The following is a 16,351-nucleotide window of genomic DNA, read 5'->3' as shown; positions in this document are numbered from 1 at the left end:
CTCAGGCGCCCAGGCGCTCGGCCAGCACGGCGACGATGCGCTCGGCGGCCTTGCCGTCCCACAGCGCGGGCCGGCGGCCCTTCTTGCCGTGGCCGGCGAGCACCGCGCGGCAGGCGGCCAGCACGTTCGCCGGGTCGGTGCCCGCGAGCACGTTGCTGCCTTCGTCGACGGTGACCGGCCGCTCGGTCGTCTCGCGCATCGTCACGCAGGGCACGCCCAGCGCCGTGGTCTCCTCCTGCAGGCCGCCGCTGTCGGTCAGCACCAGGGTCGCGTCGCGCCACAGGTTCAGGAAGGCCATGTAGGGCTGCGGCGTCAGCAGGTGGACGTTGGCGCCGACCGCGATGCCGTGCGTCTCCAGCCCCTTGCGGGTGCGCGGGTGCATCGGGAAGACCACCGGGATGTCCTCGGCCAGCTGGTTGACCACGCCGATGGCGCGGCGCAGGTTGTCCTCGCCGTCGACGTTGCTCGGCCGGTGCAGCGTGACGACCGCGTAGCGCTCCAGCCCCGCCTTCAGCGCGTCGGGCTGCGGCTGGGCGACGAGCTTGGCCTGCTGGTAGAGCAGGTTGTCCACCATCACGTGGCCGACGTCGTAGAGCACGTCGGCGGGCTTGCCCTCCTTCTCCAGGTGCAGGCGGCCGGAGGGCTCGGTGATGAAGAACCAGTCGGTGATCGCGTCGGTGACCAGGCGGTTGATCTCCTCGGGCATGGCCATGTCGCCGCTGCGCAGTCCGGCCTCGACGTGGGCGACCGGGATCTGCGCCTTCTTGGCGACCAGCGCGCAGGCCAGCGTCGAGGTCACGTCGCCGACGACGACGCAGCAGTCCGGCCGCGAGGTCTGCAGCAGCGCCTCGTAGGCGAGCATGATCTTGCCGGTCTGCTCGGCGTGGCTGCCGCCGCCGCAGCCCAGGCGCTGGTCGGGCTGGGGGATGCCGAGCTCCTGGAAGAAGACGTCGTTCATGTCGTGGTCGAAGTGCTGGCCCGTGTGGATCAGCTCGAAGCGCAGCCGGCCGTCCTGCTGCAGCGCGCGCACCATGGGCGCGATCTTCATGAAGTTGGGGCGGGCGCCGGCGATCAGGTGGATCAGGGGTCGGGTGGAAGCCATGTCAGGGTGCTTTCGGGGGTTAGGCGGCCATGCGGTAGTTCGGGGCGTGCTTGCGGAGCCACTGCTCCAGCATCATCAGGATCCACACCAGTTCGCCGTAGTAGCCCGGCTGTTCGCGCAGGTGGCGCGTCAGCAGGGTCTCGACGAAGTCCTGGCGGATCAGGCCGCGCGCGGCGATGCCGCGCAGCGACTCGGCGGCCAGCGCGTTCAGCGCCGCGTCCTTGACGGCCCAGGGGCCGAAGGGCAGGCCGAAGCCGTGCTTCTTCTTCGTGATGATCTCGTCCGGCAGGAAGCCGCGCAGCGCCTCCTTGAAGAACCAGCGCAGCTTCACGCCCTTGAGCTTGTAGTCGGTGGGCAGCTTCAGCGAGAAGTCCAGCAGCCGCGTGTCCAGCAGCGGGAAGCTCACGTCCATGCCGGCCAGCGCGCTCGTGCCGACGACCTTGGGCAGGTCGTTCTCGGCCAGCGTGTAGCGCCAGTCGAAGGTCAGCATCTGGTTGACCAGGCTGGCCTGTCGCGGCCCGGCGGCCCAGGTGGCGCGCTGGTGCTCGCGCGGCGCGTCGGTGTTCACGGCGGCCAGGAAGCCGGGCGTGAAGATCTCGGCCAGGCCGATGCGGTCCAGCAGGTTGTAGCTCTGCATGCGGTCGGGCATGGGCACGCGGGCCTGGCGGATGTAGCTGCCGCCCTTCTTCAGCAGCGGGATGCTGTCGGTGACCGGGTTCAGGAACAGCGGGTCCATCACGGCGCGCAGCGGCGCCGGGATGCGGCCGTAGACCTCGAACACGCCTTCCTTCGCGTAGCGCGTGTTGCCGCCGAACAGTTCGTCGCCGCCGTCGCCGGCCAGCAGGCGGGTGTAGCCGTCGGCGCGCGCCTTGCCGGCGCAGTAGAAGGCCGGCACGGCGGAGGAGTTGCCGAAGGGCTGGTCGTAGTGAGCCGCGACGTCGGGAATCGCGCGCACCAGGTCGGCCGGCGTCACGTAGTACTCGTGGTGGTCGGCGCCGTAGGCGCGCGCCGCGATGCGGGCGTACTCCATCTCGTCGTAGCCCTCGGCCTCGAAGCCGATGGAGTAGCTGGCCGGCGGCCGGTCGGTGGCCTCGCGCAGCAGGCCGCAGACGGTGGAGCTGTCGGTGCCGCCGGACAGGAAGCAGGCAGTCTTGCCGTCGCCCGTCAGCCGCTCGCGCACGGCGCTGCGCAGGATGCCGCGGAACTCGTCGCGCAGCGCGTCGAAGTCGGGGCGGGCCTGCTCGTCGAAGCGTGGCGTCCAGTAGGGCGCGACGGTCAGCCGGCCGTTCTCGAACAGCGCGTAGTGCGCGGCCGGCAGGCGCTGGATGCCGGCGTAGATGGTGTGCGGCGACGGGATGCAGTGGTGGAAGAGGTAGGCGAACAGCGCCTGCGGATCCAGCTCGGTCAGGCCCAGGCGCCGCGCCAGCTCGTCGGCGCGCGTCGCCCAGTGCAGCCGGCCGTCATGTACCGCGTAGCAGAGGCTGTGGATGGCGAAGCGGTCCACCGCCAGCCAGGCGCCGCCGCCGGGCAGGTCCAGCGCCACGGCGAACTCGCCGCCCACGCCGGCCGCGCAGGCGGCGCCCTTCTGGGCATAGGCCAGCTGCCAGGCCGCATGGGCATCGGCCACGGGCGTCGCGAAGCGGGGGGCGCCGGCGGCGAAGGGGGTGTCGGGAGAGGGAGCGTGAAGGTGCATGTTTGTCGTCAATGCACGGGCGTCGAGCCCGCGCGGGTTGCAATGGCATTCTGGTAGACGGTGAGCAGTTGCTGCGCCACCTCGTCCCAGCACAGGTGGGCGACGGTGGCGCGGCAGCGCGCCGCGTCCGGGGGATCGGCCAGCATCTGCTGCAGCGCGCGGCGGATGGCGTCGGTGTCGTCGGGGTCCACTTCGGTCAGGCAGCCCGCCATGCCGGCCGTGCCCATGCCGTGGCGCCGCGTCATCACCGCCGGAACCCCGGCGGCCAGCGCTTCCAGCACCACCAGCGGCATCACCTCGGACTGGCTGACCAGCGCCAGCACGCCGGCACCCGCATACAGGCCGGGCAGCAGCGGGTCGTCGTAGCACAGCGCGCCCAGGTGGCGGGTGTCGGGCAGTTCCAGCACCTGCTTCAGGTAGGGCGCGTCGGCCGGCAGGCATTGCCCGACCAGCACGAGCTGCCGGCCCAGCCCCAACTGGTTCTTGTGCGAGTTGACGCTGCCCACGCACAGCACATAGCCGGGCCGCAGGCCGTAATGGGCCAGGGCCGCGTCGGGCGTGGCGTCGAAGAAGCGCGGGGGGACGCCGTTGGGCACCTCGGCGATCTTGGCCGCGGGCACCTGGAAGGCCTGCTGCAAGGTCTGGGTTTCGAGCCGGCCTAGCGACACGCAGCGCTCGGCCCAATGCAGGCAGCGCCACATTTGGGAGTACTCGGTGCGCACATGCCAGCCGGTCAGCCGGCCCAGCACGCGCTCGGCGCCGCGCGCCGTCATGCCCAGGGTGCGCGTCCAGTGGGGCTGCATCAGCGACGACACCACCACCGGCACGTGCAGGGACTGCGCCCGCCGCACGAGGGTGTAATTGCCGTGGACGCAGGCGAACACATGCAGCAGGTCGAAGTCGGTGAACTTCTCGCGGACGGGGTCGATCAGCACCATGTCATGGGCGGTGCGGCGGACGGCCGCGACGGTCTCCAGCATCTGGACCTGCAACCCGCCGATGGCCTGGAACAGCGCCGGGTAGGAAATGGCAGCAATGCGCATGACGATGCCTTTCAGGAGTTGCGGGTCCGGGCCGCAGGCCTGCTTTGCAGCCGGCGCCAGGCCTCGCCGAAGGTCTGGCCCGCGAGGCCGGCCAGACCACGCAGCGTAAGGGCATCGTAGGCCACCAGGCCCCAGCGTTCGCGGCGCTGGCTCATCCAGGTGGCTTTGTAGGGGTCGTCGCCGATCAGGTAGTCGACTTCGCGCACGCGGTCCACGTCGAGCGCATGCGCCATCAGGTGCGCCGTCAGCAGCGTGCCCGGGGCCAGGGCCTTGTGGCTTTCGTCGTAGGCGAGCTTGTAGATGTCGGCGCGGCCGTTGGCGACGATCCAGATCTGCGCCGCCACCGGCTTGTCGCCCAGCCAGGCCAGGCCCAGGCGCAGCCAGCCGCGGCGCGCGCACAGGCGCACCAGGCCGGGCATGAACTCGGGGTAGGGCTCGGGCACCTTCCAGCTGTGCGCGTAGACGGCCTGGTAGGCGGCCAGCGCGGCGGCCAGCCCGTCGCCGCCCTGGACGATCTCCAGCCGGCCGCCCTCGGCGGCGAACTTCTTCGCATTGCGCCTGAGGGTGCTGCGCAGCTGGCCGCTGCGGGCCTTCAGGTAGTCGGCCCAGCCCTGGCACACCGGCTCGTACCAGTTGCCGAAGGCGAAATAGCGGCACACCTTCAGGCCGGCCAGCCGCAGCGCCTGCGCGAGCACGGCGAACTCGCGCGCGGCCGGATCCATGGGCGCGAAGCGGTAGGCGGCTGCACCGGCGCCGTCCTGGCGCAGTGCCCGGGTCAGCGGCAGCAGGTCCCCGGCCTCGACGCCCTCGGCCAGCGCGGGAGCGAAGAGGGCGGTATAGAAGTTGGCCAGCGCGCCCACCTCGCGGCCCAGCGCCGTCGTCTGCGCGACGGTGGGCAGCACCGCGAGCACCCGGCCCTGGCGGCGCAGCACCTGCCAGCGCAGGTCGTGGCCGGCGTAGACGGTGTCGGCGAGGTTGGCGTACCAGTCCGCGCCGAACTCGATGTGCCGCTGCTCGGCCTGCGCGAGCAGCGCGAGCGCGTCGGCGGGCAGCTCGCGCACATGGCCGAAGCGCTCGACGCCGGCGCCGGCGGCCTCGGGCGGGCTCTGCCTGCGCGTCGGCGGCAGGCTGCCGATGCGGCGCAGGCTGACGTGGTGGATCCGGTGCTGCGCGGTGGACCAGGCGAGCAGGTCGGCCCCGGCCTCGGCGTAGAACTCGACGGTGCCGCCGGGCAGGCGCTGGAACAGGTCCGCCAACATGCGCTTCAGCAGCACGCGGCCTGGCGCGAGGTGTTCGACGCGCTCGTCGAAGCTCGCCTTGAGCATCAGGGCCGTGCCGCCGCGCGGCGACAGCACCAGGCGCGAGGCCAGCAGCGCATCGCCCAGCCAGAGCTCGTACACCAGGGCCTCGCCGCGCGCGGCGAAGGCGGCCATGACCTCGGCATCGAAGCGCTCCTGCGCGCCGCCGCTGCGGCCCTCGGGCGCCCGCAGGCGGCGCTGCAGCGCCGCGTGGCGCACGACCGCGGCGGCGATCGCCTCGGGCTCGTCGGCGATGTCCAGCCGCGCGCCGCCGAGCGCCGCCTCCTGCCGGTCCATGTCCCGCAACAGGGCCTCGGGCCGCCGGGCCCAGTAGCCGTCGAAGCCGCCTTGCAGGCCGATGGCCATCGCCAGCCCCCGGGGCTGGCTGCGCACGGCCGGGCCGGGCAGCGCCAGCTCGCTGGCGCTGCCCGGCAGCGCGGCGAGCAGGCCGCGCAGGTCCAGCCCGGACGGCATCAGGCCGAGGCCGGCCTGGGTCTGCGGGGGCAGGAAGCCGGACCAGACGCCCTGGCCACGCGCGTGCGGCTCGAGCAGCAGCATGGCCACCGCCTCGCCTTGGTGGCGGGCGCTGGCGAGCAGCGCGCCCTGATCGCCGAAGTGGCGCAGCAGGCCGTCGACGAAGGCGCCGTCGCGCAGCGGGTGGCCGTCCGCCAGGCGCCGGTGGAGGTCGTCCCAGGCACCGCGATGCGGCCCCAGGCCCTGGGCCGGCGGCAGCGGGTGGAGCTGCCAGTCAAGCGTGGCAACGGCGGCGGGCCGGGCGTCCATCGCGGTCGGACCTCATCGGGCCGGGCGGCCCAGCAGCCAGTGCAGCGGCGGCGCCATGCGCAGCAGCTCGTCGCGCAGCGGGTGCCGGCCGCGCCGCATCATCGCCACATAGGCGAGGCTGCCCACCCCGCCGACGAGGACGATGTGCCAGAACGGCGGCGCATCGGGCCACAGGGCGGCCAGCGCGACGGCGGCCAGCGCGGCCGGCACGGCCGTCAGCAGGCCCAGCAGCAGGCTGCGCCGGCAGGCCTGCCACAGCCAGCGCCAGTCGAAGCCGTAGTGGTGGCGCAGCTGCGCCTGCCAGGTCCACAGGGCGCCGATGCGGAACAGCAGCAGCGCGAAGGCGAGCTGCCGCAGGTCGAGGACGAGCGAGGACAGCAGCACCGTCAGCAGCGTCGTGCTGCTGATGGCGCTGGCGCGCAGCACGGCGCTCGCGTGGCCGCCCGCGGCCAGCGCGCTGTAGGCCAGCTGGATGGGCGCGGCGAGCACGGCCCACAGCGTGACCCAGGGGGCGATGTCGGCGGCTTCCTGCCACTGGCTGCCGAACAGCAGCAGGATCATCGGCTTGGCGACCAGGGCCAGCATCAGCACCAGCGGGATCTGCAGCCCGGTGTGCGACTCGATCGCGCGCGCCAGCAGCGGCGCGGGCGCCTGGCCCTCGCGCAGGCCCTTGGCGAAGGCCGGGGCGAACACCTGCAGCAGCACCTCGTTGACCTTGCCGCAGATCATCGTCAGCAGGCTGTTGGCCCGGCTGAAATGGGCGACGGCCTCGACGGACATGGTCTTGCCGAGCACCAGGTCGGCGCCGCCGTCGTCCATGCGGCTGATCAGGTTGGCCAGGCTGGCGGTGCCGCCGAACTTGAGCACCGGCCCCAGCCCGCGCAGCGTCGGCGGCAGCAGGGCCAGCGCGGGCCGGGCGGCGGCGAGCCCGATGATGGTGGTCACGACGCCGGCCAGCGAGCCCCAGGCCATGCTCATGTAGCTGGCGCCGTGCCAGGCACTGCCCAGGGTGACGATGGTGCTGGCGATGCCGGAGGCAATGTTGATCTTGGCCACCGCGTTGAAGTCCATCTCGCGCTTGAGCATGCTCAGGATGTAGGCCCCGAAGGGCAGCAGCGCGAAGTTGGCGGCCAGCACGTAGAAGACCCGGCCGACGCCGGGCTGCCCGTAGAAGCGCGCCGCCACCGGGGACAGTGCCACCATCAGGCCGGCCACGGTCCAGGACGTGAACAGCATGATGCTGAAGGCGGCCCGCAGGTCCTGGCGGGTCACTTCCTTGAGCTTGACCAGGTACTGCCCCACGCCGAAGTCGCGCAGCATGTGGCCGAGGCTGACCAGCGTCACGGCGATGGAGTAGATGCCGATCTCGCGCGGCGACAGCAGCCGGGCCACGATGATCGAGCTGCCCATCGCGAGCACGAAGTTGATCCCGGTGGCCAGCCCCGTGACCCGCAGTGCGCGGTGGACGCTCATGAGGGCTTGCCGTGCCGCAGGCTCACAGCGCCTCCAGCCAGCGCACGAACTGCTCGCTGCGGGCCCAGCGGGACGCGCCGGTCACGGCCTGCGGCGTCGGGCTCAGCTGGAGCGCCGCATCGCGCTGGCAGAGCCGGCGCAGCAGCGCGGCGATGGCGGGCGCATCGTCCAGCGGCGCCTGGCTCGTGACGCCGGCGTCGCGCAGCACCTGGGCCGTGTCGCCGGCCGGGTCGGCGAGCGTCACGATCTTCGGGCCGGCGCGCAGGTATTCATAGACCTTGGCCGGAACCTGCGCATTGCAGTTGGCGGCCTGCATGACGAGCAGGCCGTCGGCGCGCTGCATCTCTTCGAGCGCGGCCCGGTAGTTCACGGCGGGCAGCACCTCCACCATGTCGGCGACGCCCAGGCCTGCCGTCAGCCCGGTGATCAGCTCCGCATGCACCGGCGCACGGAAGCGCACCCGGAGCTGCCGGGCATCGAAGCCCTCGGCGCGCAGCAGTGCCAGCGCCTCGATGAACTGCGTCGGGTCGCGCTCCGAGGGATAGACGATGCCGCTGTGCAGCAGCGTGATGGCGCCGGGGTGCAGCGGCGCGGCGGCGGCCTGCGGCGCGGCGGCGAAGCTGGCCTCGTCGTAGCCGTTCTCCATCAGCTCGATGCGCGCGCCGGGGTGGCGGGCCTGCATCTCGCGCTGCGTGCCCGGCGTGGTGACGGTGACCAGCCGCGCCCGGGCGCAGGTCAGGGCTTCCAGCCGGGCCCACTGGGCGCGCGTGACGGCATCGGCCGGGTAGGTGGGCTGCACCATCGGGTCGCGGAAGTCGGCGATCCAGGGCAGGCCGCTGCGCCGGGCCAGCGCCGCGCCGATCACGTGCGCGGTCGGGATGGGGTAGGTGCTCCAGATGGCGTGGTGCGGCAGGCGCTCGAGCAGCGCGAGGCCGCGGCGCACGCCGTCCAGGCGCCACGAGGCCCAGCGGTCGGGCCGGGTCGTCCAGGCGAAGTGGCGGCCGCCGATGGACAGGTGGCGCGCGGCATCCAGCGTGAAGGCGCGCTCGACATGGACCTCGGCCGGAACCTCGGCCAGCAGGTCCTCGGCCACGCGCTCGTAGGCACGGGGCTGGCAGGTCAGCACGGAGACGTCCCAGCCGAGTTGCGGCAGGTGCTGCGCGAGCCGCAGCGTGCGCTGGATGCCGCTGGAGCCTGCGAGCGGCGGGAAGTGGTAGGCGATCAGCAGCGCGCGCCGCCGTGTGGGATGGGACATGGGGTCAGGGCGCCGAAGGGGCGGAGGCCGGGGCGGACGCGGCGTCTGGCGGCGCGGGGAGGGGCTGGGGCTCCTGCCAGCGCCCGATGGCCTTCAGGCGGTTCTGCAGGTCGGTGCGCGGCCAGCCGTCGGCGATGGACAGGTGGCATTGCTTCAGCGCCTCGTCGTAGTTGCCGAGGTCGAACATCAGCATGCCCAGGTTGTTGCGCGTGGGCGGGTCCAGTTCGGGGACGCGCAGCAGGGGTTCGGCCATCTGCAGCGCCTTGTCCTTGCGGCCCAGCCGGTTCAGGTAGTCGATGTAGATCAGCTGGGGAATGCGGTCGTCGGGCCGGAAGCGGAAGGCGCGGTCGAAGTAGCAGTCCACCGTGTAGTTCATGTTGGGCGGCTGCGCGCCCTTGAGCTTGACGCCCCAGTTGGCCAGCGACATCAGCGCGCGGTGGTGGTTGGGCGAGGCGCGCAGCGTGTAGTCGATGTCCCCGCCCAGGTAGCCGGCATGGCCGGCGATCAGCCGTTCGACCTCGGTCGTGAAATGGCGGCTCTCGACGATGGCGAGCTTCTGATCCTTCTCGACGCGGTAGTCGAAGGGACCGTAGGCATTGGTCAGCTCGCCGCAGAACGACCCCTGCGCCGCGGCAGAAAGGCTCAGGACTCCGCACAGCAGGCTCGCGGTCAGGGCGGGAATGGTCTTCATGGCAGGGCGGGGAGTTGCTGCAGCCACTGGACGATAGCCGAGTGGGCCTGCTCGAGATGGCTGCGCGTGGACAGCGTGTGGTCGGCGCCGGCCAGGTCGACGCGGCGGGCTGCGGGGCGGGCCAGCGCGGCCTGCCAGGGCGGCATCACGCGCGCGTGATCGAGGAATTCGCGTGCCGTGTAGTCGTCCTCGCTGATCAGCAGCAGCAGCGGGCCGGCGAAGGCCTGGGCCGTGGCGGCCATGCGGTCCTGGAAGCTGCGCGAGTCGGCCTTTGCCTGGCCCGCGCCGCGGGCCAGGCGTAGGTTGCCGGCCAGCGCGCGCAGCGCCGTCAGGCCCACGCCGCCGCGCAGCAGCTTGAGCCAGAACTCGCGCTCGCGCAGCCGTCGCACGTAATAGTGCTTCACGTGGGTCTGCGCCAGCGTCGCGGCCGAGCGCACCCAGGGGTTCAGCAGCGCGACGCCGGCCACGCGCGGGTCGCGGGTCGCATCCAGGTAGAGCAGGGCGGCCGACGCCGCGTCGCACAGGCCGAACAGCACCACGCGCCGCAGCGCCGGGCGCGCGGCCAGCAGCGCGGTGACGGCGGCGGCGATGTCGGCGTCCACGGCCAGGAAGTCCCGCGCCTCGCCCGGGCTGTCTCCCATGCTGCGGTAGTCGAAGCGCAGCGCCGCGAAGCCGTGGCCGGCCAGGTGGCGGGCCAGCAGCGTGAACTGCCGGTGGCTGCCGGCGCGGTACTGCGGGCCGCCGACGATGATGAGCACGCCCACCTCGGCGGGGGCGCCGTCGGGCTCGGCGAGGATGCCGACCAGCGGCATGCCCTCGCAGGCGAAGTCCAGCACGGATTCCTTCACGACAGCGCCTCCACCGTGCGGTCGATCAGCGCGGGCGCCAGCTCGATCTCGCTGGTCGCCCAGAAGCCGGGCCCGGTGACGGACTGCGCGCGGACGGCCCAGCCGGCGCCCTGCCAGGCCTTGACGGCCTGCTCGCTGGCGGGCGTGAGCGCCGCGTCCTCGCGCGGGCCGAGCTCCAGCCATTCGACGCGGCCGGGCGTGCCCGCCGGGGCCAGCCGGGCCGCCTCCAGGCCGGCGGCCAGCGGCGCGCCGAGGGAGTAGCCGGCGATCTCGACGGCGCGGCCGGCGGCCAGGTCGCCCTTCATCTGCTCCATCAGCCCCTTGCCGGCGCCGCCGGCCATCTCGGCGGCCAGCTTCAGGCGCAGGAACTGCTGCAGCGCGAGCTTGCCGCTGGTCATGGGCTGCCAGAACAGGTGGTTCACCGGCCGGCCCCAGTCGGCGGCGGCCAGCAGGCCGCCGGCGCGCAGGCTCCACAGCCACAGCGGCGCGTCGGCCACGCGGCGGTCCAGCTCGGCCAGGCCCAGGCGCACGTCGTCCTGCCAGTCGGCCCAGCCGGCGTCGCCGAACTCGGCCGACGAGTCGCCGCAGCCGCGCAGGTCGATCTGCAGCACCGCATGGCCGGCCGCAGCCAGCGCGCGGCAGGCCAGGGCGGCCATGCGGCGGGACTTGTTCATCTCCTCCGCGAACGGGTGCAGGTAGAGCAGCCTGCCGCGCGGCGCGCCCGCCGGCGCGTGGAACAGGCACAGCCGCTGCTCGCCGCCGGCGGCGGGCAGGAAGAAGACGTCGGGCCGGGGGGTCAACCCAGGCGGGCCGCGGCGAAGTCGGCCAGGGAGCCCACGGTGGCGAAGGTGTCGCCGTCGATGTCGTCGTCGTCGACGGCGATGCCCAGCTGCTCCTCCATCGCGGTGATCAGGCTGACCACGGCCATCGAGTCCAGCTCGGGCAGGGCGCCGAGCAGCGCGGTGTCGCGGGTGAAGGTCTGGGCGCGGCCGTTCAGGCTCAGCACATCGTCAAGAAGTCGCAGCACATGGCTGAGGACCTGGGCGTTTTCCATTCGTGGGCGTCCGAAAATCAAGCCCGCCAGTTTATCCGCCGGCCCCCTTGCCCCCGGGGGCACCCACCCCTCGGCCCCGGGGGCGCGTGAGATACTTTTTTCACTGTTTGCGCCCTGTTCTTCATCCCTGAGCCCATGCCCGAATCAACCCTCCTGAATGAGTTGGTGGCCGTCGCCGCCGAGCGCACGCCCGATGCCCCGGCCCTGACCTGCGGCGCGGCGACGCTGAGCTATGGCGCGCTGGACGCCGCCGTGCGCGGCTTCGCCAGCGGGCTGATGGGCCTGGGCCTGGCGCGTGGCGAGCGCGTGGCGATCTACCTGGAGAAGCGCTTCGAGACCGTCGTCGCCAGCTTCGGCGCCCCGGCGGCCGGCGCCGTGTTCGTGCCGCTGAACCCGCTGCTGAAGCCGGAGCAGGTGGGCTTCATCCTGCGCGACTGCGACGTGCGCGTGCTCGTCACCTCGCCCGAGCGGCTGGCGCAGCTGGGCGAGGTGCTGGCGCAATGCCCGTCGCTGCGCCACGTGGTGCTGACGCATGGCGAAGGCAGCGCCCCGGTGCAGGTGCAGGACTGGGCCGCGCTGCTGGCGGCGCCGGCGCGCGCGGGCCACCGCGTCATCGACACGGACATGGCGGCCATCCTCTACACCTCCGGCTCCACCGGCCGGCCCAAGGGCGTCGTGCTGTCCCACCGCAACATGGTGGCCGGCGGCAAGAGCGTGGCCAGCTACCTGGAGAACCGCGCCAGCGACACGCTGCTGGCCGCGCTGCCGCTGTCCTTCGACGCCGGCTTCAGCCAGCTCACCACCGCCTTCCACAGCGGCGCGCGCGTCGTGCTGCTGAACTACCTGATGCCGCGCGACGTGCTGAAGGCGATGGAGCGCGAGCGCGTCACGGGCCTGACGGCCGTGCCGCCGCTGTACATCCAGCTGACGCAGCTGGACTGGCCCGCCGCCATCGACCAGCACCTGCGCTACTTCGCCAACACCGGCGGCCGCATGCCGCGCGCGACGCTGGACCTGCTGCGCGCCAAGGCGCCGTCCGCCAAGCCCTTCCTGATGTACGGCCTGACCGAGGCCTTCCGCTCCACCTACCTGCCGCCCGCCGAGGTGGACCGCCGGCCGGACTCCATCGGCCGTGCCATCCCCAACGCCGAGATCCTGGTGCTGCGCGAGGACGGCACCGAGTGCGCGGCCGACGAGCCCGGCGAGCTGGTGCACCGCGGCGCGCTGGTCGGCCTGGGCTACTGGAACGACCCGGAGAAGACCGCCGAGCGCTACAAGCCGCTGCCGGCCGGCGTCGGCGGCCGCGAGGGCGGCCTGCAGCTGCCCGAGTTCGCGGTGTTCTCCGGCGACACGGTGCGGCGCGACGCCGAGGGCTTCCTGTACTTCGTCGGCCGCCGCGACGAGATGATGAAGACCTCGGGCTACCGCGTCAGCCCCACCGAGGTCGAGGAGGTCCTGTACGCCACCGGCCTGGTCGGCGAATGCGTGGCCTTCGGCGTCGACCACGACGCGCTGGGCCAGGCCATCCAGGTCATCGCCACGCCGCCGGAAGGCGCGGCCGCGCTGGACGTCGCCGCGCTGCTGGCCGCCTGCAAGGCGCGCATGCCGGCCTACATGGTGCCGCACGGCATCGAGGAGCGGCCCGGCCCGCTGCCGCGCAACCCGAACGGCAAGATCGACCGCAAGACCCTGGCGAGCGGGGCGTGAGGGGCATGTCGGCTTCTTCGGTGCCTGCGGTCGTCGTCGGCCTTTGCGCGCATGGCCTGACCATCGTTCGGGATCTGGCGCAGCGCGGGATCCCCGTCATCGCGCTGGAATCGGACGCCTCGCTGCCGGGCGTGCGCACCCGCCACGGCGAGGTGCGCCTCGTGCCCGACATCAACGGCGTCGGGCTCATCGACGAGCTCGACCGGCTGGCGGACTCGTTGCCGACGACCGGCGGCCGGCCGGTGCTCATCCTCACCAGCGACCGCATGGTGCAGGTGGTCGGCGACGCGGCCGAGCACGTCGGGCGGCGCTACCGGCTGGCCTGGCAGCAGGCCGCGGACCGCCTGTTGCCGCTGCTCGGCAAAGGCGCCATCGAGGCGCGATGCGTCGAAGTCGGGCTGAACTACCCGCGCTCGCGGCTGGTCGAGGACTTGTCGGGGCTTGCCGGCGCGCTGGCCGGTTTGCGCTTCCCGGTGATCGCCAAGCCGGTCCGGCCGCTGTCGGCCTTCAAGACGCTCGTGGCGGGCAGCGTGGCGGAACTCGACGCCGCCAAGGCGCAGCTCGAGGCCAGCCTGCCGGTGCTGGTGCAGGAGTTCATCCCCGGCGACGACAGCCGCATCCGCTTCGGCGCGCTGTACCTGGACGAGGGGCGGGTGCTCGCGCGCTTCGAAGGCCGGAAACTGCATTCGCGCCCGATGGGGCACACGACCGTCGCGCTGTCCGAGCCCGACGACGGGGTCCATGCGCTGGCATGCCGCTTCTTCGGCGGCCTGAAGCTCTCCGGGCCGGTGTCCCTCGAGCTCAAGCAGGACGCCGACGGCAACTACTGGGTCATCGAGCCCACGGTCGGCCGGACCGATTTCTGGTCGGGCCTGTGCAGCGCCAATGGCGTCAACCTGTCGCAGGCCGAATACCTCGCGGCGCTCGAACTGCCCCAGCCCGCCCATCGGCAGACGCAGCCTGGCGTCTGGATCAACGGCGAGCGCTTCCCCGGTGCGCTGTTCTGGCTGGCCCGCCACCATCCCGCCGCGCTTTTGCGGCGCATCCGAGGCGTTTATTTCGACTCGGGGGACTGGCGGCCCTATATTGCGGCGACGCTGCGTTTCGTCCGCTCGGTTTTCAGCCGGGCGTTGCAGAAGGCGCGCAAATCGCTGTCGCCGAACTGATACTGTCCCGCATGAGCGACCCCACCCCTCCGAAGCGCGTGCTGGAGCACGCCCCCGTCCTCTTCCCCCGTGACGCGAACGGCGAGCTGCTCGTCGGCGGCCAGCGCCTGTCGGTGCTGGCCGAGCGCGTCGGCCAGACGCCGTTCTACGCCTATGACCGCGGCCTGCTGCGCGGCCGCGTGGCCGAGTTGCGCGCGGCGCTGCCGCAGGGCATCGAGCTGCACTACGCGATGAAGGCCAACCCGATGCCGGCGCTGGTGCAGTTCATGGCCGGGCTGGTGGACGGCATCGACGTGGCCTCGGCCGGCGAGCTGCAGGTGGCGCTGAATGCCGGTGCCGACCCGCACGAGATCAGCTTCGCCGGCCCCGGCAAGCGCGACATCGAGCTGGGCCAGGCGGTGGCGGCCGGCGTGCTCGTCAACGTCGAGTCCGCGCGCGAGCTGCGGCCGCTGGCGCGCGCGTCGCAGCGGCTGGGCCTGCCGGCGCGCGTCGCGCTGCGCGTGAACCCCGACTTCGAGCTGAAGGGCTCGGGCATGCGCATGAGCGGCGGGCCCAAGCAGTTCGGCATCGACGCCGAAAGCCTGCCGGAGGTGCTGGCCGAGGTCGCCGCGCTGGCCGGCGACGGCCTGGCCTTCGAGGGCTTCCACCTGTTCGCCGGCTCGCAGAACCTGAAGGCCGAGGCGATCTGCGAGGCGCAGCAGAAGAGCTACGAGCTGGCGCTGCGGCTGGCGGCGAGCGCGCCCGCGCCGGTCAGGTTCCTGAACCTGGGCGGCGGCTTCGGCATCCCCTACTTCCCAGGCGAGGCGCGGCTGGCGCTGGCGCCGATCGGCGACAACCTCGCCGCGCTGCAGGCGCGCGCGAAGGCCGATCTGCCGGCTGCGAAGCTGGTCATCGAGCTGGGCCGCTACTTTGTCGGCGAGGCGGGCGTGTACGTCAGCCGCATCGTGGACCGCAAGGTCTCGCGTGGCCAGGTCTTCCTGGTGGCGGACGGCGGCCTGCACCACCACCTGTCGGCCTCGGGCAATTTCGGCCAGGTGCTGCGCAAGAACTACCCGGCCTCCATCGAGCCGCAAGGCCGGCGCGAGGCGGCGACGGAGGCCGCCAGCGTGGTCGGCCCGCTGTGCACGCCGCTGGACCTGCTGGCCGACCGCATGGACATGGCGCGCGGCGAGGTCGGTGACCTGGCGGTCATCTACCAGAGCGGCGCCTACGGCCGCAGCGCCAGCCCCGAGGGCTTCCTGGGCCACCCGAACTGTGTCGAGGTTCTCATGTGAAGACGGCGCTGGCCATCCTCTCCTCCCGGGAGTCGCCCCAGCGCTTGGGCGGCAATGTCCGGGCGGCGCTGGCCTCGCTGCAGCAGGCCGGGGGGATGGCCGTGCTGTACGTCGTCGTGAACGGCAACCCGGCCCTGGCGGAGGCCATGGTCCGCGAACTGCGCACCGTGGTGCCGCCCGGCGGCGTGCGGCTGATGCTTTATGAGGTGCTGATGGCCGACAAGGCGGCGGCCTGGAACCAGGCCTTGCACGACATCATGGCGCCGGCCGAGCTGACGGTCTTCGTGGACGGCTATGCGCAGTTGCGGGGCCCGGCCATCGGCACCCTGCATGCCTGTGCGGCCGCGACGCCGCAGGCGCTGGCGGTCAGCGGCGTGCCCTATTCAGGGTGGTCGGCCCGGCGGCTCGCGGCCGACATGCGCGTGAACGGCGGCATCCACGGCAACCTCTACGCGCTGAAGGCCGCTACGGTGGAGGCTTTGCGCGCCATGGGTTTCAGGCTGCCGCTGGGCATCTACCGCACGGACCCGACGCTCGGCGCCGCGCTGTCGTTCGGCCTGGGCCTGAGCGCGCCGCGCGAATGGCGGCCGGCCGAGCGGATGGCGCTGGCCGACGCCGCGCTGTGGACCATCCCGCGCTTCAGGTGGTGGACATGGAAAGCATGGGCGGGCTACCGTCTGCGGCGCGATCGTCAGGCGCAGGGCTGGTTGGAAAACGCGGCCGTGCGCCACAGTTACCAGTTCAAGCAGCGGGATTTCGCTGACCTTCCAGCGACCGCGAGGGAACTGGTGGGGCGCTGGATTGACGAGGACCCGCAGGCGCTATCTGTGCTGGATTCGCGCAAGGACATGGCGCTGGCCTGGCGGCGGCTTTCGGTTGACCGGGACTGGTCCAGCGCCGCAATTCCTGCCAAGCTTCTGTTCAGCGCTGGGTGAGTGCGCGGCGCGAAGCCGGTTTTGTATGC

General features: G+C 72.5%; 14 protein-coding genes. 4 read left to right on the top strand and 10 right to left on the bottom strand.

Annotated elements, in window-relative coordinates; translation table 11 throughout:
- Window position 1 precedes the first annotated feature (1 nt).
- From wecB to QM788_RS17225, 10 genes are read right to left on the bottom strand one after another with little or no spacing between them, the layout of a single operon-like run.
- Entirely contained in the window at window positions 2-1,102 is a 1,101-nt protein-coding gene (gene wecB, locus QM788_RS17270; protein ID WP_415662689.1) for a non-hydrolyzing UDP-N-acetylglucosamine 2-epimerase, read from the bottom strand.
- Between the two features lie 19 nt (window positions 1,103-1,121).
- On the bottom strand, window positions 1,122-2,795 hold the full coding sequence (locus QM788_RS17265; protein WP_415662688.1) for an asparagine synthetase B family protein: 1,674 nt from the start codon (window positions 2,793-2,795) through the stop codon (window positions 1,122-1,124).
- Window positions 2,796-2,803: 8 nt separating this feature from the next.
- Complete coding sequence (locus QM788_RS17260) at window positions 2,804-3,838, bottom strand: glycosyltransferase family 4 protein (RefSeq protein WP_415662687.1); 1,035 nt, start codon at window positions 3,836-3,838, stop codon at window positions 2,804-2,806.
- An 11-nt stretch (window positions 3,839-3,849) separates the two neighbouring features.
- Window positions 3,850-5,919: a GNAT family N-acetyltransferase gene (locus tag QM788_RS17255; RefSeq protein WP_415662686.1), complete on the bottom strand. Its 2,070-nt coding sequence runs from the start codon at window positions 5,917-5,919 to the stop codon at window positions 3,850-3,852.
- 12 nt (window positions 5,920-5,931) lie between these two features.
- Entirely contained in the window at window positions 5,932-7,392 is a 1,461-nt protein-coding gene (locus QM788_RS17250; RefSeq protein WP_415662685.1) for an oligosaccharide flippase family protein, read from the bottom strand.
- Between the two features lie 22 nt (window positions 7,393-7,414).
- Window positions 7,415-8,647 (bottom strand): glycosyltransferase, encoded by a 1,233-nt coding sequence (locus tag QM788_RS17245; RefSeq protein ID WP_415662684.1) that lies wholly within the window; start codon window positions 8,645-8,647, stop codon window positions 7,415-7,417.
- Window positions 8,648-8,651: 4 nt separating this feature from the next.
- Window positions 8,652-9,338 carry a tetratricopeptide repeat protein gene (locus tag QM788_RS17240; protein WP_415662683.1) on the bottom strand — a complete coding sequence of 229 codons (687 nt, stop codon included), beginning with the start codon at window positions 9,336-9,338 and terminating at the stop codon, window positions 8,652-8,654.
- Window positions 9,335-10,186, bottom strand: coding sequence for a hydrolase 1, exosortase A system-associated (locus QM788_RS17235; protein ID WP_415662682.1), 852 nt, complete (start codon window positions 10,184-10,186; stop codon window positions 9,335-9,337). Before QM788_RS17235 ends, QM788_RS17240 begins: the two co-directional genes overlap by 4 nt.
- Window positions 10,183-10,986, bottom strand: a complete 804-nt coding sequence (locus QM788_RS17230; protein ID WP_415662681.1) for a hydrolase 2, exosortase A system-associated — start codon at window positions 10,984-10,986, stop codon at window positions 10,183-10,185. The genes QM788_RS17235 and QM788_RS17230 overlap by 4 nt, the downstream gene beginning before the upstream one ends.
- Window positions 10,983-11,240 (bottom strand): acyl carrier protein, encoded by a 258-nt coding sequence (locus QM788_RS17225; RefSeq protein ID WP_415662680.1) that lies wholly within the window; start codon window positions 11,238-11,240, stop codon window positions 10,983-10,985. Before QM788_RS17225 ends, QM788_RS17230 begins: the two co-directional genes overlap by 4 nt.
- Before the next feature lie 135 nt (window positions 11,241-11,375).
- On the opposite strand from QM788_RS17225, the gene QM788_RS17220 reads away from it, so the two are divergent.
- From QM788_RS17220 to QM788_RS17205, 4 genes are read left to right on the top strand one after another with little or no spacing between them, the layout of a single operon-like run.
- Window positions 11,376-12,947 (top strand): acyl-CoA ligase (AMP-forming), exosortase A system-associated, encoded by a 1,572-nt coding sequence (locus QM788_RS17220; protein ID WP_415662679.1) that lies wholly within the window; start codon window positions 11,376-11,378, stop codon window positions 12,945-12,947.
- Between the two features lie 20 nt (window positions 12,948-12,967).
- Window positions 12,968-14,113, top strand: coding sequence for a hypothetical protein (locus QM788_RS17215; protein WP_415662678.1), 1,146 nt, complete (start codon window positions 12,968-12,970; stop codon window positions 14,111-14,113).
- A gap of 11 nt (window positions 14,114-14,124) precedes the next feature.
- A complete protein-coding gene (locus tag QM788_RS17210; protein WP_415662677.1) occupies window positions 14,125-15,387 on the top strand; it encodes a pyridoxal-dependent decarboxylase, exosortase A system-associated in 1,263 nt (420 codons plus the stop codon).
- Window positions 15,384-16,322 (top strand): hypothetical protein, encoded by a 939-nt coding sequence (locus tag QM788_RS17205; protein WP_415662676.1) that lies wholly within the window; start codon window positions 15,384-15,386, stop codon window positions 16,320-16,322. The genes QM788_RS17210 and QM788_RS17205 overlap by 4 nt, the downstream gene beginning before the upstream one ends.
- Window positions 16,323-16,351: the final 29 nt, after the last annotated feature.

Origin of the sequence: Roseateles sp. (genome assembly GCF_047654785.1) — a bacterium.
In the GTDB taxonomy this organism is placed as follows: Bacteria; Pseudomonadota; Gammaproteobacteria; order Burkholderiales; family Burkholderiaceae_C; genus Pelomonas.
The sequence above is the reverse complement of the archived record's forward strand: the minus strand, read 5'-3'. Positions and strand labels throughout refer to the sequence as shown.